This is a genomic window from Afifella aestuarii, assembly GCF_004023665.1.
GTDB lineage: Bacteria > Pseudomonadota > Alphaproteobacteria > Rhizobiales > Afifellaceae > Afifella > Afifella aestuarii.
On record NZ_SAUF01000001.1, the window covers coordinates 808,645 to 831,514 of the forward strand.

Annotated in this window: 26 protein-coding genes; 15 read left to right on the forward strand and 11 right to left on the reverse strand. The window is 65.4% G+C overall.

The window, feature by feature from the left end; all coding sequences use genetic code 11:
- Positions 1–3 precede the first annotated feature (3 nt).
- From cbiM to EO094_RS03710, 9 genes are all read left to right on the forward strand, one after another.
- A complete protein-coding gene (gene cbiM / locus EO094_RS03665) occupies positions 4–636 on the forward strand; it encodes a cobalt transporter CbiM (RefSeq protein ID WP_128290943.1) in 633 nt (210 codons plus the stop codon).
- Positions 633–1,271, forward strand: a complete 639-nt coding sequence (locus EO094_RS03670) for a cobalt ABC transporter permease (protein WP_128290944.1) — start codon at positions 633–635, stop codon at positions 1,269–1,271. Before cbiM ends, EO094_RS03670 begins: the two co-directional genes overlap by 4 nt.
- A 2-nt stretch (positions 1,272–1,273) precedes the next feature.
- Positions 1,274–2,056 (forward strand): cobalt ECF transporter T component CbiQ, encoded by a 783-nt coding sequence (cbiQ, locus tag EO094_RS03675; protein WP_128290945.1) that lies wholly within the window; start codon positions 1,274–1,276, stop codon positions 2,054–2,056.
- A gap of 11 nt (positions 2,057–2,067) precedes the next feature.
- Positions 2,068–2,754 (forward strand): energy-coupling factor ABC transporter ATP-binding protein, encoded by a 687-nt coding sequence (locus EO094_RS03680; protein ID WP_128290946.1) that lies wholly within the window; start codon positions 2,068–2,070, stop codon positions 2,752–2,754.
- 168 nt (positions 2,755–2,922) lie between these two features.
- Positions 2,923–3,186 carry a metal-sensing transcriptional repressor gene (locus EO094_RS03685; RefSeq protein ID WP_092816389.1) on the forward strand — a complete coding sequence of 88 codons (264 nt, stop codon included), beginning with the start codon at positions 2,923–2,925 and terminating at the stop codon, positions 3,184–3,186.
- Positions 3,187–3,196: 10 nt separating this feature from the next.
- Positions 3,197–4,078, forward strand: a complete 882-nt coding sequence (locus tag EO094_RS03690) for a nickel/cobalt efflux transporter (RefSeq protein WP_164879549.1) — start codon at positions 3,197–3,199, stop codon at positions 4,076–4,078.
- A gap of 162 nt (positions 4,079–4,240) precedes the next feature.
- Complete coding sequence (locus EO094_RS18525) at positions 4,241–5,560, forward strand: threonine/serine exporter family protein (RefSeq protein ID WP_205649810.1); 1,320 nt, start codon at positions 4,241–4,243, stop codon at positions 5,558–5,560.
- Positions 5,561–5,717: 157 nt separating this feature from the next.
- A complete protein-coding gene (locus EO094_RS03705) occupies positions 5,718–6,953 on the forward strand; it encodes an MFS transporter (RefSeq protein WP_128290948.1) in 1,236 nt (411 codons plus the stop codon).
- A 40-nt stretch (positions 6,954–6,993) separates the two neighbouring features.
- A complete protein-coding gene (locus tag EO094_RS03710) occupies positions 6,994–7,350 on the forward strand; it encodes a TraR/DksA family transcriptional regulator (RefSeq protein WP_128290949.1) in 357 nt (118 codons plus the stop codon).
- Between the two features lie 57 nt (positions 7,351–7,407).
- On the opposite strand, the gene EO094_RS03715 is transcribed toward EO094_RS03710, so the two are convergent.
- Positions 7,408–7,950, reverse strand: coding sequence for a cytochrome b/b6 domain-containing protein (locus tag EO094_RS03715; protein WP_128290950.1), 543 nt, complete (start codon positions 7,948–7,950; stop codon positions 7,408–7,410).
- Between the two features lies 1 nt (position 7,951).
- Positions 7,952–8,236, reverse strand: a complete 285-nt coding sequence (locus tag EO094_RS03720; protein WP_128290951.1) for a PepSY domain-containing protein — start codon at positions 8,234–8,236, stop codon at positions 7,952–7,954.
- A gap of 158 nt (positions 8,237–8,394) precedes the next feature.
- Here EO094_RS03720 and EO094_RS03725 point away from each other — a divergent pair, with 158 nt between their 5' ends.
- Together EO094_RS03725 and EO094_RS03730 are read left to right on the forward strand one after the other, a co-directional pair.
- Positions 8,395–9,051, forward strand: a complete 657-nt coding sequence (locus EO094_RS03725; protein WP_128290952.1) for a response regulator — start codon at positions 8,395–8,397, stop codon at positions 9,049–9,051.
- The gene (locus EO094_RS03730) at positions 9,048–10,388 is read left to right on the forward strand and encodes a sensor histidine kinase (protein ID WP_205649811.1); all 1,341 of its coding nucleotides are present in this window, start codon (positions 9,048–9,050) and stop codon (positions 10,386–10,388) included. The genes EO094_RS03725 and EO094_RS03730 overlap by 4 nt, the downstream gene beginning before the upstream one ends.
- A 15-nt stretch (positions 10,389–10,403) precedes the next feature.
- Here EO094_RS03730 and EO094_RS03735 read toward each other — a convergent pair whose 3' ends face one another.
- Positions 10,404–11,930 carry a UbiD family decarboxylase gene (locus tag EO094_RS03735; protein ID WP_128290953.1) on the reverse strand — a complete coding sequence of 509 codons (1,527 nt, stop codon included), beginning with the start codon at positions 11,928–11,930 and terminating at the stop codon, positions 10,404–10,406.
- 97 nt (positions 11,931–12,027) lie between these two features.
- On the opposite strand from EO094_RS03735, the gene ubiT reads away from it, so the two are divergent.
- From ubiT to ubiV, 3 genes are read left to right on the forward strand one after another with little or no spacing between them, the layout of a single operon-like run.
- Positions 12,028–12,588: a ubiquinone anaerobic biosynthesis accessory factor UbiT gene (gene ubiT / locus EO094_RS03740; protein WP_246008421.1), complete on the forward strand. Its 561-nt coding sequence runs from the start codon at positions 12,028–12,030 to the stop codon at positions 12,586–12,588.
- Positions 12,585–13,571, forward strand: coding sequence for a ubiquinone anaerobic biosynthesis protein UbiU (ubiU, locus tag EO094_RS03745; protein WP_092816403.1), 987 nt, complete (start codon positions 12,585–12,587; stop codon positions 13,569–13,571). The genes ubiT and ubiU overlap by 4 nt, the downstream gene beginning before the upstream one ends.
- Positions 13,572–13,605: 34 nt before the next feature.
- The gene (gene ubiV, locus EO094_RS03750; RefSeq protein WP_234629087.1) at positions 13,606–14,535 is read left to right on the forward strand and encodes a ubiquinone anaerobic biosynthesis protein UbiV; all 930 of its coding nucleotides are present in this window, start codon (positions 13,606–13,608) and stop codon (positions 14,533–14,535) included.
- A 32-nt stretch (positions 14,536–14,567) separates the two neighbouring features.
- Here ubiV and EO094_RS03755 read toward each other — a convergent pair whose 3' ends face one another.
- Both EO094_RS03755 and EO094_RS03760 read right to left on the reverse strand, forming a co-directional pair.
- Entirely contained in the window at positions 14,568–14,942 is a 375-nt protein-coding gene (locus EO094_RS03755) for a HigA family addiction module antitoxin (RefSeq protein ID WP_128290954.1), read from the reverse strand.
- Positions 14,943–15,013: 71 nt separating this feature from the next.
- Positions 15,014–15,898, reverse strand: coding sequence for an HTD2 family dehydratase (locus EO094_RS03760; protein ID WP_128290955.1), 885 nt, complete (start codon positions 15,896–15,898; stop codon positions 15,014–15,016).
- A gap of 426 nt (positions 15,899–16,324) precedes the next feature.
- Here EO094_RS03760 and EO094_RS03765 point away from each other — a divergent pair, with 426 nt between their 5' ends.
- Positions 16,325–17,128, forward strand: coding sequence for a GntR family transcriptional regulator (locus EO094_RS03765; RefSeq protein WP_128290956.1), 804 nt, complete (start codon positions 16,325–16,327; stop codon positions 17,126–17,128).
- 36 nt (positions 17,129–17,164) lie between these two features.
- On the opposite strand, the gene EO094_RS03770 is transcribed toward EO094_RS03765, so the two are convergent.
- From EO094_RS03770 to EO094_RS03795, 6 genes are all read right to left on the reverse strand, one after another.
- Positions 17,165–17,995 carry a tetratricopeptide repeat protein gene (locus tag EO094_RS03770; RefSeq protein ID WP_128290957.1) on the reverse strand — a complete coding sequence of 277 codons (831 nt, stop codon included), beginning with the start codon at positions 17,993–17,995 and terminating at the stop codon, positions 17,165–17,167.
- A gap of 62 nt (positions 17,996–18,057) precedes the next feature.
- Complete coding sequence (gene rpsU / locus EO094_RS03775) at positions 18,058–18,342, reverse strand: 30S ribosomal protein S21 (protein ID WP_370642386.1); 285 nt, start codon at positions 18,340–18,342, stop codon at positions 18,058–18,060.
- Between the two features lie 98 nt (positions 18,343–18,440).
- Entirely contained in the window at positions 18,441–19,802 is a 1,362-nt protein-coding gene (locus EO094_RS03780; RefSeq protein WP_164879550.1) for a tetratricopeptide repeat protein, read from the reverse strand.
- On the reverse strand, positions 19,799–20,485 hold the full coding sequence (locus EO094_RS03785) for a thiamine phosphate synthase (protein WP_128290959.1): 687 nt from the start codon (positions 20,483–20,485) through the stop codon (positions 19,799–19,801). Before EO094_RS03785 ends, EO094_RS03780 begins: the two co-directional genes overlap by 4 nt.
- 76 nt (positions 20,486–20,561) lie before the next feature.
- A complete protein-coding gene (locus EO094_RS03790) occupies positions 20,562–21,590 on the reverse strand; it encodes a class I fructose-bisphosphate aldolase (protein WP_128290960.1) in 1,029 nt (342 codons plus the stop codon).
- Between the two features lie 59 nt (positions 21,591–21,649).
- Positions 21,650–22,849, reverse strand: a complete 1,200-nt coding sequence (locus EO094_RS03795) for a phosphoglycerate kinase (protein ID WP_128290961.1) — start codon at positions 22,847–22,849, stop codon at positions 21,650–21,652.
- Positions 22,850–22,870: the final 21 nt, after the last annotated feature.

A 22,870-nucleotide genomic window follows, 5' to 3' on the forward strand; every position in this document is an offset into this window, starting at 1 on the left:
TCGATGCATATTGTCGACGGAGCTCTCGCCAATGACGTCGTCATCGGGGGAGCGGTGTTGGCGGCCGGGGGCATTGCGCTCGGCCTCAAATCGCTGACGGCGGAAAAGATGCCGGCCGCCGGGGTGTTGAGCGCGACGTTCTTCGTCGCCTCGCTCATCCATGTTCCGATCGGTCCCTCCAGCGTGCATCTCATCATGAACGGTCTGGCCGGGCTTGTGCTCGGCTGGGCCGCCTTTCCGGCGCTGTTCGTCGGGCTTCTTCTGCAAGCGGTGTTCTTCGGCTTCGGAGGGCTCACCGTGCTCGGGGTGAATACGCTCAACATCGCGCTGCCGGCAGTGATCGTCTATTATCTGTGCCGGCGGGGGATCGCCTCCAATTCGCTGACGGTCGCCGCGATTTCAGGCGCCATCGGCGGGGGGCTCGCGATCGCGCTGACGACTGCGTTCGTGGCGATCGCTCTGGCGCTGTCGGGCGACGAATTCATCCCGGCCGCCAAGCTCGTCTTCTTCGCCCATATCCCGATCATGATCATCGAAGCGCTGGTGACGGGGGCGGCCGTGGTTCTCGCCCGCCGTGTCAAGCCGGAGCTCTTCGCCACTTTCAATCGATCCGCTGCCGAGGAGGTCGCGCTATGAGAAAGCTCTGCGCAGCCCTCGTTTTCCTGGCTCTTCTGCCCGCGTCGCAGGCTCTCGCCCACAAGGTCATCGCATCCGTCTATGCGTCCGGCGATGTCGTGGAAGGCGAGGTCGGCTTTTCCAACGGCGACATGGCGAAAGATGCGACGGTCGAGGTGTTCGACGACAACGGCAACAAGCTCGGCGAGACGGTAACCGACGAGACCGGCGCCTTCACCTACAAGCCCGAAAAGGCGGTGCCGCTCGTCTTCAAGGCCAATCTCGGCGCAGGCCATGTGGCGCAGGTGCGGATGTCGGCCGAGGAGTTGCCGGAGATCGGCGGTGCGGAGGCCTCATCGCCGGCGCTGGTCGCTGCCGAAGCTGCGGCCGGTGCCGCCGAGCCGGCGTCTTCCGGCGACGGGACTGTGGGGGCGACCGCCCAAAGCTCCGGCGTCGATCTCGCCGCGCTTCTTGAAGCACAGCACGAGATGATCACCGAAGCGGTGCAGAAACAGGTGATCCCGCTCAGGCGCGATATCGACGCCTATAAGGAGAAGCACGACATGCAGAGCATCCTCGGTGGGATCGGCTATATCTTCGGCATCTTCGGCGTCGCGTTCTATATCGCGGCCCGGCGCAAGATGACGGCGGCCTGACGATGAGCCACGTTCTCTCAGCCGGACGGCGCGCGCTCACCGATACGGGCGAGGCCAAGGGCACGCTGATCGATGGCATCGACGTGCGCACCCGCATCGTCGTTGCTGTCGCCTTCGCCATCGTGATGGTGAGCCTGCAGGATCTCGCCGTTTTGGCGACCGGGCTTCTGGCGGCGTTCTTCCTGATGCTGTCGGCGCGGCTGCCGGTCGCCCGGACGCTCAAGCGCATGGCGATGATGGACAGCTTCATCATCTTCCTGATCGCCATGCTGCCCTTCACCGTGCCAGGTGATGCGATGTTCACCGTCTTCGGCTTTGCGGCGAGCTGGCAGGGGCTGCGGCAGGCGGCGGAGATCGCGCTGACGGCGAATGCCGTGATCCTCGCCTTGATGGCGCTCGTCGGCTCCACCGAGCCGGTGACGCTCGGCCATGCGCTGCGGCGTTTGATGGTGCCGGAAAAGCTCATCTATCTCCTGATGTTCACCGTGCGCTATGTCGACGTCCTGCAGCAGGAATATCAGCGTCTGCGCATGGCGATGAAGGCACGCGGATTTCGCCCCTCGAACAACCGGCACACCTATCGCTCCGTCGGCTATCTCGTCGGGATGATGCTGGTGCGGGCGATCGAGCGGTCGGAGCGCATTCTCGGCGCCATGAAATGCCGGGGCTTTACCGGCCGGATGCCGCTGTTCGACACGCTCGCCTTCACCTACCGCGATGTCGTGTTTGCGACGGGCGTGACGGTCTTCCTCGCCTGTCTCATCGGCGCGCAGGCGATCCGCTGAGGCCATGACGCATGTCTGAACTCATCGCCCTTTCAGATATCCATTTCGCCTATCCTTCGGGGCCGCCGGTCCTCAAGGGCGTCGATATGTGTCTGATGCCGGGCGAGAGGCTGTGCATCGGCGGGCATAACGGTGCGGGCAAGTCGACGCTTCTGCACATCATCGTCGGGCTGTTGCGGCCGTCGCGCGGCCGCATCACCGCCTTCGGGGCTCCGCGGCGCGAGGAGAAGGATTTCCACGAGGTGCGCTGTCGCGCGGGCTTCGTCTTCCAGGATCCCGACGATCAGCTCTTCTGCCCGACGGTCGCGGAAGATATCGCCTTCGGGCCGCTCAATCTCGGCAAGAGCCGCGACGAGGCGATGGCGATCGTCGATGAGGTTCTGGAGCGGCTCGATCTCGTCAGTTTCCGCGACCGCATCACCCACAAGCTCTCGGGCGGCGAGAAGCGGCTCGTCACGCTCGCCGCCGTTCTGGCGATGGAGCCGGAGGTTCTGCTTCTCGACGAGCCGACCAACGCGCTCGACGTCGACAACAAGGCGCGGCTGAAAGAGATTCTCCTGTCGCTGCCGCAGGCGATGATCCTCGTCTCGCACGACCACCGTTTCCGCGGCGATGTCTCGACCCGCACCGTCGTCATGTCGCATGGCCGGCTGGTGGAGCGGGACATGCATTGCACGGCAACGGACGAGGCCGGCTAGGGCTTCAGGACCGGCTCGCTCGACCGTTCGGTTGCCGGCGTCCAAAACTCCCCACACTTTCAGCCTCTTAAGCGGAAATTCCATTCCATTTGCCGGCTCACGAGCGCGGCAAACGGGGGTGAGCTATTTTGATTGTCGTATCCCCTCCGGGGGGATAGGATGATTTGCATGAAGCACGGTTCACACGGCGATGTCGTCAAGCGGCTGAAACGGGCCGAGGGGCATCTCAGGCATACGATCGAGATGATCGAGGAGGGGCGTCCCTGCCCGGACGTCGCGCAGCAGCTCCACGCCGTCTCCAAGGCGATCGAGCAGGCGAAGCGCCTCTATATCCACGACCACATCGACCACTGCCTCGACGGCAGCATCGAAGACGGGGCGGACCGCGCGAGCCTGGTCGAAGAGTTCAAGGAAATCTCGAAGTACCTGTGAGGGGATCGCCATGGATATGAGCGGGATGATCGCCGCGGGCGGCAGCAATCCGGTCCTGCTTGCGGCCATGGCGCTCGTTCTCGGCGCGCTGCACGGGTTGGAGCCCGGGCATTCGAAGACGATGATCGCCGCTTATATCGTCGCCATCCGCGGCACGGTGGGGCAGGCGGCCCTTCTCGGGGTTGCGGCGGCGCTGTCGCATTCGCTCATCGTCTGGGTTCTGGCGATCCTCGGCATGCGCTTCGGGTCCGAGTTGATCGGCGAGAAGGCAGAACCCTTCTTCGTGATGATTTCGGGCGCAATCATTCTGTCGATCGCGATGTGGATGCTGTGGCAGACGCAACGATCTGCCGGGACGGCCAGGACACATCCGCATGGGGCGCATGATCACGGGCATGACTACGTGCATGGACACGACCACGATCATGGGCACGCTCATCATCACCCGCATCCGCTCGACCACCTGCACGCTCATGATCACCCGCATGAGCATGATCATGCGGGGCTCGATGCGCATGCCGCCGCGCATGCGCGCGATCTCGAAGTGCGGATCGGGGCGGGCAAGACCTCGACCTGGCAGACGATCCTGTTCGGGCTTTCCGGCGGGCTCATTCCCTGCGCCGCGGCGATCACCGTGCTGCTTTTGTGCCTCCAGATCGGAAAATTCTGGCTCGGCATCACGCTGGTGGCCGCTTTCAGCACCGGTCTCGCCTTGATGCTCGTCGCCGTCGGGGCCGTCACCGCGCTCGGCATCGGCTTCATCTCCGCGCGCTCGTCGCGCTTCGACGCAGTGATGGCGAAGGCGCCTTATCTTTCTGCGATGCTGGTGGCGGCGATCGGCCTCTTCATGATCGTTTCCGGTTGGAGCCATGCAGACATGCACCTCCTCTGAGGGCGTTTCCGGCGCTGGCAAGCCTCGCTTGCGACGATTTCTCCGAGAAAATTTTCCGTCTTCGTCATCCGCGATCTCAATCGCGCACGATCTTGTGCTACGCGGCTGGCGTGGGAGGGCGCCTTCGGATCAATCCGCCTCGTGGCGGACACAGGAGACGAAATGACGGACAGAAACGATCCGGTCGTGATGCGCCACAGAAATTTGGAAAAGATCGCCATGACGGCGTTGGCTGTCGGGCGGACGCTCGTCGAAACCGGGGCGAAGACCGATGTCGTGCGCCAGGGGATGACGATGGTTGCCGAAGGGCTCGGCGCGGATCAGATCCACGCCCGCATCGGCTTTGCCTCGCTGTCCTTGACGGTGACGAGCGGCGACAACACCATCACCCGCATGCGCACGGTCGGGGCCCATGGCGTCAATCTGCGCCTGAACCACGGCGTGCGCCGGTTGTGCACCCGGGTGAAGCATCATGACATGACGGTCGCCTCGACCATCGAGGCGCTGACCCATCTCATCACCAAGACGCCGCGCCATCCCTGGTATCTGGTGGCGCTCGCCGTCGGGCTCGCCTGCGCCTCCTTCGGCCGGCTTTTGGGCATCGACTGGTCGGCCTTCATGCCGGTCCTCATCGGCGGCGCGCTGGGCCAGGCGGTGCGGCACTTCCTGCTCAAGGCGCACACCAACCCCTTCGTGGTGGCGGCGATCGTCGCCTGCGTCGCGGCCACCACCGCCGGCTTCGGCTCTGAGCTCCTGGCAAGCCCGATGCTGCAGACGGCGATGTTTTCCTCGGTGCTTCTCCTCGTGCCGGGCGTGCCGGTGCTCAACGCGCAGACGGACATCATGGAGGGCTATCCGACGATGGGCAGTGCCCGCGCCATGACGGTTCTGATGATCCTCGTCTTCATCACCGTCGGCGTGTGGGCCGCGCAGATGGCGCTCGGCGTCGGCGGACCCAAGGCGGCGCCGATCGTGCACGGGGTTCTGCATCAGGCCTTCTTCGGAGCGACGGCCGCCTTCGGCTTCGGCATTCTCTTCAATTTCGGCTGGCGCACCCTGTTCTGGGCGGCGCTTGCTGGCGGGCTGGCGCTCAGCGTGCGCACGGTCGGCCTCGAACTCGGCTGGAGCCTTGCCGCCGCCTCGTTCATGGCGGCGGCCGCCGTCGGCGTCGCCGTGCGCCTCCTCAACCTTCTGCCGGATCGCTTCGGGCCTGCGGGAAACGTTCTGGCCGTCGCCGGCTGCATCCCGATGGTGCCGGGAAGTGCCGCATCGCAGGGGATCATGGGGCTGATGGAATTGACCGCGCAGGCGCCGGTCGACGCCCATGCGACGCTGCTTTTCACTGTGGAATACACCTTGCGCGCCATCTTCACGATGGGCGCGATCGGCGCCGGGCTCACCATCGTGACTTCGGTGCTGCGACGGCCGGATTTTCCGGCCTGGACCGAGAAAGTCGGCCTCCGCGCGCAGCGAGAGGAATGAAACAAGGCGGCGCCGGGGGTGGCCGGGGGTTGGCTGCGGAGGAAATTGGTTTAGGTCGTTGAGTGGCGGTGGCCGGAAGCGGTCGCCGCCCGCTTAGCCTCATACCCTTCTCCTGGTATTTCCCGGTGCCCCGGGCCGCCCTCTCTTTCCGGACCTCATGCTTTCCAGACATCTGCAATTGTTTCGCGCCGAGCCGCGCATCCTCGCTTTCGGGGCCTCCTCGGCCTTTCTGTCGAGCCCTGGGCAGACCTTCTTCATCGCGCTCTTCGTGGCGCCGATCGCGGCGAGCCTCGGCTATTCGAGCGCCGAAATGGGCGGCATCTATCTCGCTGCGACGCTGACCTCTGCGAGCCTGTTGCCGGCGGTCGGGCATTGGATCGACCGGGTCGATCTCCGGCTTTACGTGACGATCGTGCTCGCCGGTCTCGCCGCCGCCTGCCTGTCCGCATCGATGGTCGAAAACGGCCTCATGCTCTTCGGCTCGTTCCTGTTTTTGCGGATGTGCGGGCAGGGGCTGATGACGCATATCCAGGCGACCTCGGTGGCGCGCTATTTCGTCAATCGCCGCGGATTGGCACTGTCGATCACGGCGATGGGGCTGCCGCTCGCCATCGCCGTCACGCCCAATCTCGCCGCCTTTCTGATCGGCGAGATCGGCTGGCGCGCGGCCTATGTGGTCGTCGGCGTCTTCCTCATCGCCGTCGCCCTGCCATGGCTTTTGTGGCTGACGCGCCACCAATCGCGCTTCACGACGCCGCTCGCGCGGGCGGCGGGTGCGCCGGCGCCGCGGGTTCTCGACGGGCTCAAGATCGTCGCCACGACGCGCTATTTCTGGCTGGCGCTGCCGATCCTCGTCTATATGCCGTTCACGGCGACCGCGCTCACCTTCCACATCGTGCCGATCGGCGAGGCGCAGGGATGGCCGGGCGGATTGATCGCGACCGGTTTCACGCTGATGGCGGTGGGCGATCTCTGCGGGCTCATCGTCTCCGGTTTCATCGTCGACCGGCTGACGGCGCGGCGCATGGTGCCGCTGATGAACCTGCCGCTGTTCGTCGGGATCGCGGTGATGGGCTCGTCGTCGAGCGTTTTTGCGCTCGTTACCTTCTTTGTCTGTCTCGGCTTGTCGTCAGGCTTGGTGCAGACGACCTTCGGCTCGGTCTGGGCGGAGGTCTACGGCATTGCCCGGCTCGGGACGGTGCGGAGTTTTGCGGCCATGCTGATGGTGGCGGGGACGGCTGCGGGGCCCGCCGTGCTCGGCCTTGCGCTCGACAGCGGCCTGTCGATCGGGGCGATCGCGACGGGCTTCGTCGCACTCGGCCTTGCCGCGGCCGTGCTGGCGGCTTTCGGTGTGTCGCAGAAAGTGGCGCTGCCGGCCGAAGACATCGTCTGAGGCGGGGTCGCAACACACAATCCAAAAACCGGGGGGAAACATGGACGATTTCGATCCCACACAGATCGCCGAATTGCGTCGGCGCATCGAAGACGAACTCGCCGAGCTTGAGGCGCTGTCGGAGGCGGGGTCGGAGGGAAGCCGGCCTGTCGAACTCGACCAGCAGAGCGTCGGACGGATTTCGCGCATGGATGCGATGCAGGTGCAGGCGATGGCGCTCGCCTCCCAGAAACGTAGGACGGCCCGCATCGACGGGCTGAAGGCTGCGCTCAGACGGCTGTCTGACGGGGAATACGGCTATTGCGCGAGCTGCGAGGAACCGATCGCCTTCGGCCGTCTGAAGGCCGATCCGATGGCGCGGCTCTGTCTTGCCTGTGCGCGGCTTGGAGAAACCTGAACACGGCGAGAGACATGAAAACGGCGCCCCGGCGAGGCCGGGGCGCCGCAACGCTCGTCAAGCGATGTCGGCGGGGCGGGGGGCACGTTTGCTGCCGCCGATCATAGCTTTGACGAGGTTTTCCTTGTGGCGGTAGCTCTCGAAGAGCACGCCGACGACATGTGCGAGCACCATGACGAGCATGATGTTGGCGAGGGCTTCATGGGTCTCTTCCACCCAGTCCACGCCCCAATAGGCATCGAGCGTCATCATCCAGCCGGTGACGGCCGTCGCGGCCATGGCGAGGATGAGAGCGAGGACCATCAAGGCGCCGAGCGGGTTGTGGCCGATGTAGCGGGGCTCATCGCCTCGCACCGCCGCCTTGAGGTAGCGGGTGACATTGCCGGGCGAGCGGACGAACTGGCCGAAGCGGGCATATTTGGGGCCGACGAGGCCCCAAAGGACGCGGAAGGCGACGAGGGCGCCGGCCGCATATCCCGCCCATTCATGCACCGACATCACGTCGTCGCCGGTGAGCCAGGCGATGGTGAAGCTCGCCACCAGGCTCCAGTGAAAGAGCCTGACGAGGGGGTCCCAGACCTTGATCGTCGGTGCGTCCATCTCAGTCGCGGTCCCCGCGGCCCTGGCGCACCATCTCAAGGGTCTTCGGGTCGAAATAGGCTTCGACGCGCTTGCCCTGATCGTCGATCGCATAGGCTTCGTAGCAGCCGTCTTCGGTCTTGATCTGGCGGACTTCCCAGCCCTTGCTCTCAAGCTGCTGCTGCAGCGCTTCGCGCGGCTGCCACTCGGCCATCGGGGCGTTGCAGCGCGCGTCGTCGCTTGCGAAAGCGGTGCCGGCGGTCATTGCGCCGAGCGTCAGAACGGTTGCGGTGATAAGCTTCTTCATCTTGCTCTCCAGTCGGATCGGCCTTTGCGCATCGGCCATGGGAGCAAGATGGGAGTGGTGCCTGAAGCCAGCCTGAAGCACGATTTTCTGGGCTTCAGGCTGGCTTCAGGTTCCCCCCGTATCGGGGGAAGTTTCGCGCATAAAGTTCGGGGGCGACGATGCGGGTTCTGCTCGTGGAAGACGATCGGCTTCTCGGCGATGCCGTGCATGAACACATCGCCGATGAGGGACATGCGATCGACTGGGTCGAGACAATTGCCGATGCGGAAGCGGCGATCCATTCCACGCCTTACGATCTATTGCTTCTCGATTTGATGCTGCCGGACGGGCCGGGGCTCGGATTGCTGCGCCGGCTGCGCAGCGGCGGAGACGTGACGCCCGTCATCATCCTGACGGCGCGCGACCAGATCTCCGACCGGATCGCCGGGCTCAATTCCGGGGCCGACGATTATCTCGTCAAACCGTTCAATCTGTCGGAGCTGTCGGCGCGGCTTGCCGCCGTGTCACGACGCTATGCCGGCAATCCCAATCCGCTCGTCACGCTCGGCGACATCGAATTCGATCTCGCCGGCCGCTCCGTCTATCGCCGCGGGCGTCCGGTGGAGGTGACGGCGCGCGAATGGGCGCTTCTCGAAGGCCTTCTCCAGCATCCCGGGACGCTCCTGTCGAAGACGCAGCTCGAAGAGCGGCTTTATCCCTTCGGGGCGGAGGTGGAGAGCAACACGATCGAGGTGCATATCAGCCGCCTGCGCAAAAAGCTCGGGCATGAGGCGATCGAGACCGTGCGCGGCATGGGCTACCGGCTGAAACGATGATGTGGCGGATCTGGACGGGTGCGCCGAGCCTGCAGCGCCGCCTGAGCCTCGGGCTGGCGGTCGGGGTCACGGCGATGTGGCTGGCGGCAGCGATCGCGGCCGGCCTCGTGATCCGCGAAGAGCTGGACGAGGCCTATGACAGCGCGCTGCAGGAGACCGCGCAACGGCTGTTGCCGCTCGCCGTGCTCGATATCGTGGAAAGGAGCGCGGGGGCGGGCGGACGCCGGGTCACGCCGATCGGCGAGCACAAGGAGTTTCTGACCTATCTCGTGCGCGATTCGAAGGGCCGGATTCTGATGCAATCGCACGATGCCGTCCCGGCGGATTTCCCCGACACGCCGGCGCATGGTTTTCGCACGACGAAGACGCATCGCATCTATGGCGAGAAGGCGGTGAGCGGCACGATCATCATGGAGGTCGCCGAAACGCTCGCCCATCGCCGCGAGGCGGCGATCGAGGCCGCGGGAACGCTGTTCCTGCCGCTCCTCGGGCTCGTCCCGGCAAGTCTTTTTGGCGTGTGGTGGTTCGTGCGCGTCAGCATCCGGCCGATCCGGTCGTTTCGCGGTGCCATCGAAGCGCGAGGCGAGGGCGATCTGTCGCCGATCGCGGACGGTGGATTGCCGGCGGAGATCGAACCGATCGCCGATGCCGTCAACCGGCTGATGGAGCGGCTGCGGCGGGCGCTCGAGGCGGAGCGGAGTTTCACGGCGAACAGCGCCCATGAGCTGCGCACCCCGATCGCGGCGGCACTCGCCCACACGCAGCGGCTCATCGCCGTCAGCAAGGACGAGGCGGTGCGCGAGCGTGGGCGCCATATCGAGGCGGGGCTGACGCGGCTGTCGTCGCTGTCGGAAAAGCTGATGCAGCTCGCACGCGCCGAAGGCGCCGGGCTGATCGCCGAGGCCGAGCAGGATCTGACGACGGTTCTTGAGCATCTCGTCGAAGAATTCCGCCGCGCCGAGCCGGAAAACGCGCGTCTTCGGCTCGTCACAAACGGCCGCCTCGTCTCGCATATGGATGCCGACGCGTTTGCGATCCTTCTGCGCAATCTCATCGAGAACGCGCTGAAGCACGGCGAGCCGAAGGGGATGATCGAGATCGAGGTGCCGAGCGACAATGTCGTGCGGGTCGTCAACGGCGGGGTCGTCGTCGGGCCGGACGAGCTGAAACGCCTGCGCGGGCGCTTTGAACGCGGGGCGACGCGCGCCAAGGGCGCCGGGCTCGGTCTCGCCATCGCGCAGGCGATCGCGGCGGGCTCGGGCGCGGAGCTCACGCTGTCCTCGCCGGCCGCGGGACGCGAAGACGGTTTCGAGGCGGTGCTCTGGCTGCCGGAGTAGAGAGGGATTCAGCCCTCAGCCAGTCTTGCGCAGGGAGCGGATCTGATCGAGGCCGGAGAGGCCGAGTTTCGGCCACATCTGATCGACGCGGGCCTTCACCTCCGGCGACATGTCGAGAACCGTGCCCCATTCGCGGTGCGTTTCCGCCCCGATCTTGTTGGTCGCATCGATGCCGAGCTTGCCGCCGAGGCCGAATTCCGGCGAGGCGAAATCGAGATAGTCGATGGGGGTCGATTCCAGCTGCACGAGATCGCGCGAAGGGTCCATGCGCGTCGACAGGGCCCAGAGGACGTCGGCGCCGTTGTGGACGTCGATGTCGTCGTCGACGACGACGATGCCCTTGGTGTAGCTGAACTGCGGCAGCATCCCCCACATGCCCATCATGACGCGGCGCGCCTGGCCCGGATAGCGCTTCTTGATGGAGACGATGGCGAGCCGGTAGGAGCAGGCGTCCGGCGGCAGCCAGACGTCGGAGATTTCCGGCATTTGCTGAATGATGAGCGGCTTGGCGAGATAGTTGAGCGCCTCGCCCATGACTGAGGGCTCGTCCGGCGGACGGCCGGTGAAGGTCGAAAGATACAAGGGATCGCGGCGATGGGTGATCGCCGTCACGCGCATCACCGGGAAGGGCTCGACGGCGTTGTAATAGCCGGTGTGGTCGCCGTAAGGCCCTTCGGGCGCCGTCTCTTCCGCTGAGACATAGCCTTCGATGACGATCTCCGCTTCCGACGGCACGGGGAGGGGAACGGTCAGCCCCTGCACCACCTTCGGTCGTTCGCCCCGGATGAGACCGGCGAAATCGAGCTCCGACAGGGTTTCGGGGATCGGCATCACGGCTGACAGGATGGTGGCGGGGTCAGCGCCGATGACGATCGCCACCGGCATGTCCTTGCCCTGTTTCGCCCAGGCGCGGTGATGGGCGGCGGCACCGCGATGCGCGAGCCAGCGGGTGATGAGATGCGTATCGTCGAGGACCTGCAATCGGTAGACGCCGACATTGAGCGAGCCGTTGTCCGGCGGTCGGGTGACGACCAGCGGCCAGGAGATGAGCGGTGCCGGTTCGCCCGGCCAGCAGGTCTGGATCGGCAGGCGGGAGAGTCTTGCGTCCGCGCCGCGCAGCACCTCCGCCTGGCAGGGGGCGTTGCGCACGCTGTCGGGGCGCGTGTTGAGCGCCGCCTTCAGCATGGGCAGATGCGCGATCGCATCGCGCAGGCCGCTCGGCGGCTGCGGCGAGCGCAGCGAGGCCATCATCTCGCCGAGCTCTCCGAGGCGCTCCTTCTTCACGCCGAAGCCGGCGGCGACACGCTCGACCGTGCCAAAGAGATTGACGACGACCGGCATCGAGGCCGGCTCGCCTGCCGCATCGCGCGCATTGTCGAGCTGCAGCGCCGGTCCGCCCGCCTTTAAGACGCGGCGGTGGATCTCCGTGACTTCGTGCACCATGGAAACCGGCGCCGAAATGTGCCGGAAGTCCCCCGCACCTTCGAGATGCCTCAGGAAGTCACGCAGATTGCGGAAATGTGGCAGGTCTCGAAAGGTCACCGGCGCCTCCTCTGTGGCTCGATGCGGCAGGGGCAGGGCGGCTGCTTTGAGCTAGATCAAGGACGTTCCCGTTTGTTTGTCGCTGGATTGGACGGTGATGCAAACTTCCCCCAATATCGTCGCAGTGCCGGCGCCCGTGCGCCTGCTCATGCGTCCTTTGCCGCTTCTGCCGTTGCGGCTCATGCTGGAGAGGCTGGTTTCCGGGCTGATTCGCCGTCGCCCGGGGCTGTTTCTGCGGCTCGATCATCATGCCGAGAAGGTGTTTTTGATCGATCCGACGGATCTGCCTTTCGTCTTTCGTCTGAAGCCCGATCCGGAGCATCCGACCGTGGAGCCGCTGCGGCGTGAACGGGCAGGCGCCTGGGACGGGCGAATCGCCGGTCCGCTCGGCGCGCTGATGGGCATGATCCACGGCACCTTCGATGGCGATGCGCTGTTCTTCTCGCGCGATATCATCATCGAGGGCGACACGGAGGCGGTGCTGGCGCTGCGCAACGCGCTCGACGATGCGGAAATCGATCTGATGGAGGAGGCGGCGATCGCCTTCGGGCCGTTCCGGCCGGCGATCGAGCCGTTTCTGCGCAACGTGACGCCCGTTGCCGCCCGCATCACCGGACTTCCCCTTTCCCGCAGCGATGAGAACGAGGCCTTTACGTGAAACCCCTTGAGCTCGTCTGCCCGGCCGGCACTCCGGCCGCGCTTCGCGCCGCCGTCGAGGCGGGCGCCGATACGGTTTATTGCGGCTTCCGCGACGAAACCAATGCGCGCAACTTCCCGGGCCTGAATTTCTCGCGGGCTGAGATGGAAGAATCGATCGACTACGCGCATCGGCGCGGCTCGAAGGTTCTCGTCGCCATCAACACCTTTCCCCGCGCCGGCGCGCCCGAACTCTGGCGGGCGGCCGTTGACGATGCGGCCCGGTTCGGCGCCGACGCGGTGATCCTTGCCGATGTCGGGCTGCTCGATTACGCGGCCAACCACCAGCCGGGGCTGCGCCGGCATCTCTCGGTGCAGGCGGCCGCCGCCAATCCCGACGCGATCAATTTCTATGCCGAGACTTTCGGCGTGCGGCGCGTGGTGCTGCCGCGCGTTTTGACCGTGCAGGAGATCGCCGCGATCAACCGCGAGATCGAATGCGAGACGGAGGTGTTCGTCTTCGGCGGGCTGTGCGTGATGGCGGAGGGACGCTGCGCGCTTTCCGCATACGCGACCGGGCGCTCGCCCAACATGAACGGCGCCTGTTCGCCGGCAAGCCACGTGCATTACAAGGAAGAGGGCAGCGAGCTCGTCTGCGGGCTCGGCGATTTCACCATCAACCGGGTGAAGAAGGACGCGCCGGCCCCTTATCCGACATTGTGCAAGGGCTGCTTCCAGGCCGGCGATTATCAGGGGCATGTGTTTGAGGATCCGGCAAGCCTCGACGCGGCGACGCTGATCACCGAATTCGCCTCCGCCGGCGTGACGGCGCTCAAGATCGAGGGCCGGCAGCGCAGCCGCTCCTATACGAAGACCGTGGTGCACACCTTCCGCAAGGCGGTGGAGGCACAGGCCAAGGGCCTGCCGATCATGGCGAACGAACTCCAGCGGCTGACGGAGGGACAGACGACGACCTCCGGCGCTTACAGCAAGACCTGGCGCTGAGCGCCGGTCTCACAAAACGATAAGAGGTGTAACTGTGGCCGGACAAGCATTGCTCACGCTCGGACCCGTCCTGTTCAACTGGCCGGTGGAGAAATGGGCGGATTTTTACGCCCGCATCGCCGACGAGGCGCCGGTCGACCGCGTCTGTCTCGGCGAAGTCGTCTGCTCCAAACGGCTGCCGTTCTACAACGACGTCATCAGCGAAGCGGTGGAGCGGCTGGAGGCGGCCGGCAAGGAGGTCGTGCTGTCGTCGCTGGCGCTCATCACGCTGCCGCGCGAGCGCAAGGCGGGCGCCGGGCTCGCCAAAGACGAGGAGCATGTGATCGAGGTCAACGACCTCACCATGCTGCGCTATCTGGAACCGGGGCGGAAGATCGCCGTCGGTCCGCTGGTCAACGTCTACAATGAGGGCACCCTGTCCTGGCTCGCCGGGCGCGGCGCCAAGCATGTCTGCCTGCCGCCGGAGCTGCCGATCGCCTCGGTGGAGAGCCTGGCAAAGGCGGGTTCTGCCCTCGATCTCGATACGGAAGTGTGGGCTTTCGGGCGCGTGCCGCTCGCCATTTCCGGGCGCTGCTATCACGCGCGCATCCACAAAGTCTCGAAGGATTCCTGCCAGTTCGTCTGTGGCCTCGATGCCGACGGGTTGCCGGTGAAGACGCTCGACGGCGGGGATTTTCTGGCCATCAACGGCGTGCAGACGCTGTCGTTCGCTTATGGCAGCGCCCTCGGCGAGCTCGACATCCTGATGCAGGCCGGCGTCAATTCCTTCCGCCTGTCGCCGCATGATTGCGACATGGTGGCGGTGGCGGAGCTCTATCGCCAGCGCCTCGACCGCAAGATCTCGGGAGACGAGGCGCAGGCGAAGCTCGCCGCGCTGTTGCCGGAAGCGGAATTCGCCAACGGCTTCCTCTTCGGCGATTACGGCGCGGAAATGGTGAAAAAGGCCGAGCGCCAGGTCGCCTGACGCATCAAAGAGCTTTTTCGGTCGGCCGCCTTTTATGCGCAGGCGGTCGATTTCGCGCGGCGTCTCTCGCGCTCGTGCCAGAGATCGTAGACCATCTGGGCGCGCAGCCAGAACTCCGGCTCATTCTTTGCCGCTTCCGCAAGCCCGAGCGCTGTGCGCGCCGTGATCGGCGCGTCGCCACGCAGGATCCGGTGCAGCATCTCGCGGGAGATGCCGGCAAGACGGGCAACGTCGACGACCTTAAGATTGCGCCGCTCCATCACCCAAATGCGGTAAAGTTCGCCCGGATGCATCGGGGTGACGTCGTCTGCCGAGCGGTAATCGGCAAGAATGTCCTCGACGTCCTGCGCCGAGATCTCTTTCAGATCGGCCTCTCGGGCAGGGCTGATGTCTGCCTCGGCCTTCATTTGATGGACACCTCCCGCAGTTGAATATTTGAGTTTACTGCGGGAGGGCGCGGTTCGGCAAACGATATTGCCTACCAGGCGGCAGTGGCCTGCATGGTGGGGGCGCCGTCTGCGGCGACCCAGAGGGAAAGGCCGTCGTCCTTCTCCGTGGCGTTGAGCGTGGCCGGAGCGCCGTCGAAGAACGGTTTGACGCCGCGGAAATCGAAGGTTTTCGGAAGCTCTCCTTTGAGCTCGGCGGCGTAATGCAGAAGCCAGGTCGCCTGCATGGGGCCGTGCACGACGAGGCCCGGATAGCCTTCCTCTTCGATGCAATAGCGGCGATCGTAATGGATGCGGTGGCCGTTGAAGGTGAGCGCCGAATAGCGGAAGAGACGCACCGCATCGGCGGTGACTGGCTTTTGCTGTTCCGCCTGCGGAGCCTCCGGCGACGGTTTTGCCGCGGCCTGCTGAGAGCGCGGTGACGCGGCCGGGCTTGTCGGGGCTGCCTCGCGATAAACGAGATCCTGGCGCTCGCGGATGGCGAGGCCGCGGCTCGTGGAGATCTCGTGGTCGACGGTCACGAAGCAGAGCTCGCCAGTGCGGCCTTCCTTGCGCACGACGTCGCGCACCACCGAGCGGCGCTCGACCTCGTCTCCGACGAGGATCGGACCTTCCAATTCGAGGCGACCGCCGGCCCACATGCGGCGCGGCAGCGGCACGGGCGGCAGAAAGCCTCCGCGGCTTGGATGTCCGTCCGGACCAAGTCCGGACATCGGCACGGTGGCTGGCGCAAGGCACCAGTGAATTGCGGCGGGGGCCTCCTCGCCCGGTTTCGGCGTGCCGGGCTCCACATCCATCGTGGCGCGGAAGGCGGCGACGAGATGCGGTGTGACGACGTCGCGCACCGTCTCGCTGCGGCCAATCCATTCGCGAAGGTGCTCAAGATCGAGCGTTCCTGCGGCAGTCGATGGGGGCATGAGAGGACCTTTCGGGCGTTTCCTTTTTATGATGAGCGCTGTCTAGCCGAAAGGGGAGACCAGATGAACGGCCTTGGCGAGTTATTCTGCGTGTGCCCGTCAGCTTAAGATTCAATCCGCCAATGGTCGCAGGCGGCAATCACTCAGGAATATTGATCCAGTCATTCAGCGGCAGTAAAAGGCTTATTGCGGCGGGACACAGCAATACAAAACGCTCCAGGGGGATATGACCTTCCTTCCAAAGAGCCGGCGCGCGTCAGCGGCTCCCGCATTCGATGGCGCGGGGCGCGTGCAGGCCTGCTTCACCGCGACATTTCATCACCTCGGACGGTGCACGGTTTTTCCTGCCGGAGTTGTCTTAAAGCAATCTGAAGAGTCGGTTGCACGACCGTGGCGGCATTTCCGTCGTGACGCGGGGGCTGCGCCATGCTGACGAAGATCGTCTCGGACGTGGCGTCTGCGACGCCGTTGCGCGCACGGCTGACGGAGCGGTTGCGCGAGGCCATTGCCTCGGGCGAGCTCCCGCCGGGTACGCCTTTGCGCGAGCGCCATCTCTGCCAGGCTCTCGGGATCAGCCGGACTTCGCTGCGCGAGGCGCTGCGCGCCCTCGAGAGCGAGGGGCTTGCCGTCTCCGTGCCGCACAAGGGCGCGATCGTGGCGCCCTGCGGTAAAAAGGAAGCTGACGACATCTACGCCACCCGGGCGGTCCTCGAAGGGCTGGTCGCCGCGCAATTCGCCGACAAGGCGAGCAAAAAGAGCCGCGCCGAGCTCCGCCACATCGCCGACGAGCTCGCCGAGATCGAGCCGCCGCTCGACGGGCCCGGCTTCTTCGAAATCGCCGGCCGTTTCAGTGCGACCATCATGGAGGGGGCGGGCAACCGGCTTGCCGCCAGCGCGCTGAGTTCAATCTATCTGCGGCAGCGGCAATTGCGCGCCGCCGGCGTCGGCGGCGAACGCTATATGGAAGAATGTCTGAGGGGGATGCGGGAAATCGCGTCCGCGATCGACCGGCACGATGCGATTGCCACGGAGGCCGCCTGCCACCGCCATTGCGCCAATCTTCTGAAGATTGCTCTTTCCTGCCTTGACGAGAAGAGCGGTAGCCGCACCGCCACGCCCCACAAGGCACGGAGGCTTTCCTCAGGGGCGCGCGACGACGCGCCAGACGGCGCCGATGTGCGCAGGGAAAAGCTGCCTGCCGGTCATTCCGATATTGATGAAGTCGCCTGAGCTCTGATCACGCAGGCGGCGGAAGGTCCCTGCGGCTCAGGTGGAGCTGGTGCGGTGCATGCCTTCTTTGGCCGGCTGATAGCGCGGGTTGAGGGTCGAGGCGCGGGCGAAGGAGTTGAACGCCTTCTTGCGGTCGCCGAGGGCTTCCAAAGCCAGACCCTGATTCGTCCAGGCGATGTAGGAATTGCGATCGCGCTTCACGGCTTCATCGAAATCGTCGAGTGCCGTCTTGAAATCGCCGATGGCCATGTAGCTCTGGCCGCGGCCATTGAAGGGCTCGGAGGCCAGCGGAGAGAGGCCGATCGCCTTGGTGAAGGATTCGATCGCGGCCGTATGGTTCCCCGACGCCTGGTAGGCGAGGCCCTGATTGTGGAAGGCCTGCGGGTCCGTGGGATCGAGGCGCACGGCCGAGCTGTAATCCGACAGAGCTTCGTTGAGGCGGCCCTGCTGGCGATAGATCGTCCCGCGCCCGACATAGGCCGTGGCGTAGTTCGGGTCGGCCTGGATCGCCCGGCTGTAATCGTTGAACGCCTCCTGGGTATCCCCGCGCAGGCGGTGGATGAGACCCCGATTGGCATAGGCCGGCGCAAAATTCGGGTCGAGCTGCAAAGCGGTGTTGAAGTCATCCAACGCCCGCTTGTATTCGCCCGCCTTGCCGTACGCTGCGCCGCGCACATTGTAAGCCGCCGGATCGCGCGGATTGCGCTCGATGACCGAAGTCAAAGATCCGATATTGGCTTCCGACCCCGTATCGGGATCGACCGAGATGTTCGACAGCCCGTTATTGCCGAGCGACTGACAGCCGGCCACGGCCAGTGCAAGAGCACCGGCGGCCAGCCAAGAACGCAAAGAGGATGCTTTCGCCATAGAAGCGGTGTTCCTCAAGTCGCGAGCCCAATGCGAATAAGGGCGGATGTGTCGAGGGAAGCTTACCGGCCGCGCCGCTTGCCGGGGATGAGGCCTTCGCGCTGCGCCCGCTTGCGGGCCAGCTTGCGCGCCCGACGGATCGCCTCAGCCTTCTCGCGCGCCTTCTTTTCAGACGGCTTTTCGTAGAAGTTACGCAGCTTCATTTCACGGAAGATGCCTTCACGCTGCATCTTCTTCTTCAGCGCTTTCAGCGCCTGATCGACATTGTTGTCTCTGACGACGACTTGCACGTTGATCCCGTTCCTTTCGTCTCTTTCACTTGCCACAGAAACCCGCGGCGGAAGTATCGGGCAGGTGGCAGACCGCGTCCGCCGCCGCATACGCCCAAAGAATAACAGTTGGAGTGCCCGCTGCCGCCGTACGACCGGGCGGAGGCGATATAGCCCTATTCGCCTGGCTTGTCCACAGCAGCTCCTGTTTCCCCAGGAGAGTGCGTCACTTTCGGCGAAGGCCCCGTCGGCAGCCGGTCGGGCTCTTTGGGCCGAGGCCCATCACTCCCATTCGCAGAACCGGCGGCGGCTGCCTCGGGTTCCATTTTTCTTTGCGGGGCTGGGTCTTGAGGGGCTTGGGCGCCCTGGCGGCCTGTGGCGCCTGTTCCTGAGCTGGCAGCGGCGGGTTGCGGCGTCGGCACGCCCGGCCATGAGGCGACCCTGGCGTCGGCTTCCTTGCGGATGCCGGAGGGAAGCCCCATCAGCCAACCTTCCATGAACGGCTCCTTGAGGCCGTGGGAGCGGGCGATGAGATACCAGCGTGCGGCTTCGACCTCGTCCTTTTCCACGCCGAGCCCGTCCTTCAGGAGCTTGGCGTAGCGCAATTCGCCCACGGGATTGTCGGCAAGAGCGGCCTGGCGAAACCATTGCGCGGCCGTCTTTTCGTCTTTTCTCAGACCTTCGCCGTTGAACAGCATGATGGCGTATTCGATCTGCGAGGCGATATGGCCGTTGCGGGCCGCGGTCGCATACCAGCGGGCGGCTTCGGCGGGATTGGCAACGACGCCGACGCCCTCGCGGTAAAGGCCGGCCAAGGCGTATTGCGCATCGCTGTCTCCGGCGCGCGCGGCATTGCGCAAATGCGCAGCGGCCAGCATGGCGTTCTTCTCGACGCCCTTGCCCTGCAAGAGGAGATAGGCGAGTTCGCGCTCGGCGACCGGCTGTCCGAGATCGGCCGCGCGCTGAAAATAGGTGGCCGCCTTGGCGTCGTCCTGCTCGACGCCGCGGCCGTCGAGATAGAGCCGGCCGAGCGCGTAGAGCGCTTCGCGGTCGCCGGCCTTGGCGGCGAGCTCGTACCAGCCTGCCGCTTCCTTGTAGTCCGTCTTGACGCCGAGACCGCGGGACAGGAGTTCGCCGAGAAGTGTCTGGGCGGCCGTTCTGCCGGCTTCCGCCTGCTGCAGTGCGATCGCGAAGGCGGTCAGAAAATGCCCGCGCTGGAACGCGCCATAGGCCCGGTCGACATTGCTGTCCGGGACGAGGCCGGCATCCTTCAGAGACTGATCGATGCGGTTTTCGAGCTGCCGGCTGTCGATCTCTTCCGACGGTGTCGACGCGCCGAGGCCATCGACCGCCGGGGTTCCGGGCGCTTTCGGTGGAATGGGCGAGGGCAGCGTTGCTTTGGGGCTTCCAGGGGCCTGCCCGCCGGCCGCATCGGGCGGTGTCAGAGGCGTTCCGCTTTGGGCGGACGCAGACGATGCAAGGCCCGTCGAGATGAGCGTCGCGGCAACGACAAGGGCAGGGGCGGAGAGAAGCTTCATGCCGCCACCGGACGCTGCAGGATGATCTCGGAGACGCGCCGCATGGCTTCCGCCGGGCCGTCCGGCGCTTCCCAGACGGCGCGGCGGAGAGCCACGAATTCGGCCCCCGTCGCCACGGCCTGCGGCAGGGTCTCTAGGCTCGCGCCGGCCATGATCACGGCCGGAACCTCCATCATGCTCGCCCACCATTCGGCAAGAGCGAGTGCCTTCGGATGCGGCTCGTCGTGGCTGTCGCCGTCGGGTTCGCCGAAGAAGAGATAATCGATGTCGAGTTCGCCGGCGAGCATGGCGATGTCGCGCGTCTTGAGCTTGCCCGCCCCGACGATGCGCTGCGGGCGAAAGCTCTCCGCGGCGATGACGAGGTTCTGGTGACCGTTGGCCATATGCACGCCGTCGGCGCCGACATGGCCCGCGGCACGGGTGAAATTCTCAAGGAGCGCTGCAGCGCCGGCCGCCTGGATTACCGGGACGAGGCGGCGGGCGCGTGCCTCTGTCTCGGTCTCGCTCGGCGAGGCGGTGATGAGGACGGCCGCCACGGGGGCGGCGGCAAGGGCGGTCTCGAGGGCCTCGACGTCCTTCGTCTCGTCCCCGGAGGATGGCGCGATCAAAAAGATCTGCGGGGGGAGGGCTTCGTCTTCCGCCGGCCGGGGCGTCATCTGATCGGCATCGGTTTTCTGGGTCATCGTCCTGGCACATAAACGAAAGGAGGCGTCTCCGCCTCCTCAACGTCGCAAATTCGGCGATTGTTTGAGAGAGGCCTCAGGCGGCCTTCTTCTCCTCCGTTTCGCTCCACCGGCCCGTCGCCGCAAGCGAATTCATGCGCGCACGGTGGTTGAAGGCGCGCTGACCGGCGGCCTCGTTCTCCATCTTGCCGCCCCAGGCGTTGAGAGCAGCCGTCTGCAGAGCGCGGCCATAGGAATAGGTGAGCTTCCAGGGAAGCTGGCCCATGGCGTTCATGGCGGAGAGATGCGCCGTCGCCTGTTCGTCCGACTGACCGCCGGAGAGGAAGGCGATGCCCGGAACGGCCGGCGGCACGCAGGATTTGAGGCAACGCAGCGTCTTCTCCGCGACCTCTTCGACGCTCGCCTTCTGGCCGGAATGGTCGCCCGGGACGATCATGTTCGGCTTCAAGATCATGCCTTCCAGCATGACATTGGCGTCGTAGAGCTCGGTGAAGACCGTCTTCAAGGTCCACTCCGTGACCTCGTAGCAGCGGTCGATGTCGTGTTTGGCGCGCTCGCCATCCATCAGCACTTCCGGCTCGACGATCGGGACGATGCCGTTTTCCTGGCAGAGCGCGGCATAACGGGCGAGCGCATGGGCGTTCGCCTTGACGCAGTTCCACGACGGCAGCGGACCGTCGATGGTGATGACGGCGCGCCATTTGGCGAAACGCGCGCCGAGTTCGTAATATTCCTTGAGGCGGCCGCGCAGCCCCGTGAGGCCTTCCGTGACCTTCTCACCCGGGGCGAGCGCCATGTCCTTGGCGCCCTGATCGACCTTGATGCCGGGCACCGCGCCCGCATCCTGAATGATCTTGGAAAACGGCGTGCCGTCGCGCGCCGCCTGGCGGAGGGTTTCGTCGAAGAGAATGACGCCGGAAATGTAGTCCTTCATCGCGTCGGCGCGGAACAGCATTTCGCGGTAGTCGCGGCGCGATTCCTCCGTCGAGGTGAGGCTGATCGTATCGAAGCGCTTCTTGATGGTGCCGGTGCTTTCGTCGGCCGCAAGGATGCCCTTGCCTTCCGCCACCATCTTGTTGGCGATGTCTTCGAGGCGTTCCGTCATTCAATCCTCCGTTCCAAGTGCCCGCAGGATGCAGGCCGGTGTGGCCAATGTTGGGCCGATCAGGCCTTCTTCAAGGCCGTAACACCCGGCAGCTCCTTGCCTTCCATCCATTCCAGGAAGGCCCCGCCGGCGGTGGAGACGTAGGAAAAATCGTCCGCGACACCCGCCTGATGCAGGGCGGAGACGGTGTCGCCGCCGCCGGCGACCGAGATGAGCGAACCGGCCTTGGTGGCCTCCGCGGCATGACGGGCGCAGGCGACCGTCGCCTTGTCGAAGGGTTTTGTCTCGAAAGCGCCGAGCGGGCCGTTCCAGACGAGAGTTTCGGCCTTGTCGATCCATTCGTTGACGGCGGCGATGCTCTCAGGCCCGACGTCGAGGATCATGCCGTCGTCGGGCACCTTGTCGAGGGGAAGCGTTTCGCAGGGCGCGTTCTCCTTGAATTCCTTGGCGACTACGACGTCCTGCGGCAGCACGATGGCACAGGCGGAGGAGGCCGCCTCCGTCATGATGCGGCGGGCGGTTTCGGCAAGATCCGCCTCGCACAGCGACTTGCCGATGGCGACGCCCTTGGCATGCAGAAACGTATTCGCCATGCCGCCACCGATGACGAGCGCGTCCACCTTCTTCACGAGATTGGCGAGAAGGTCGATCTTGGTCGACACCTTGGCGCCGCCGACGATGGCGAGGACGGGACGCTTCGGGCGGCCGAGCGCCTTCTCAAGAGCCTCCAGCTCCTCCTGCATGGCACGGCCCGCATAGGCCGGCATGTGGTGGGCGAGGCCCTCGGTGGAGGCGTGGGCGCGGTGCGCGGCCGAAAAGGCGTCGTTGACGTAGATGTCGCCGTTCTTGGCGAGCTCGGCGGTGAAGTCCGCGTCGTTCTTTTCCTCGCCCGCATAGAAGCGGGTGTTCTCCAGAAGCACGATGCCGCCATTGCCGAGGCTGTCGATGGCGTGGGCCGCCTTGTCGCCGATGCAATCTTCGCAGAATTCCACGGGCTTGCCGATCACCTCGGCCACATCGCCGGCGATCTGGCCGAGCGACATCTCCGGCACGGGCTTGCCTTTCGGGCGGCCGAAATGGGCGAGGAGGGCAACGCGCGCGCCCTTGTCGGAGAGCTCGCGAATGGTGCCTGCCACCCGCTCGATGCGGGTGCGGTCGGTGACGCGCCCGTCATGGACCGGCACGTTGAGATCGACACGCAGCAGGACGCGCTTGCCGGTGATGTCACCCGCATCGTCAAGTGTGCGGAAACTGGCCATGAGTTTTCCCCCATCGTATGA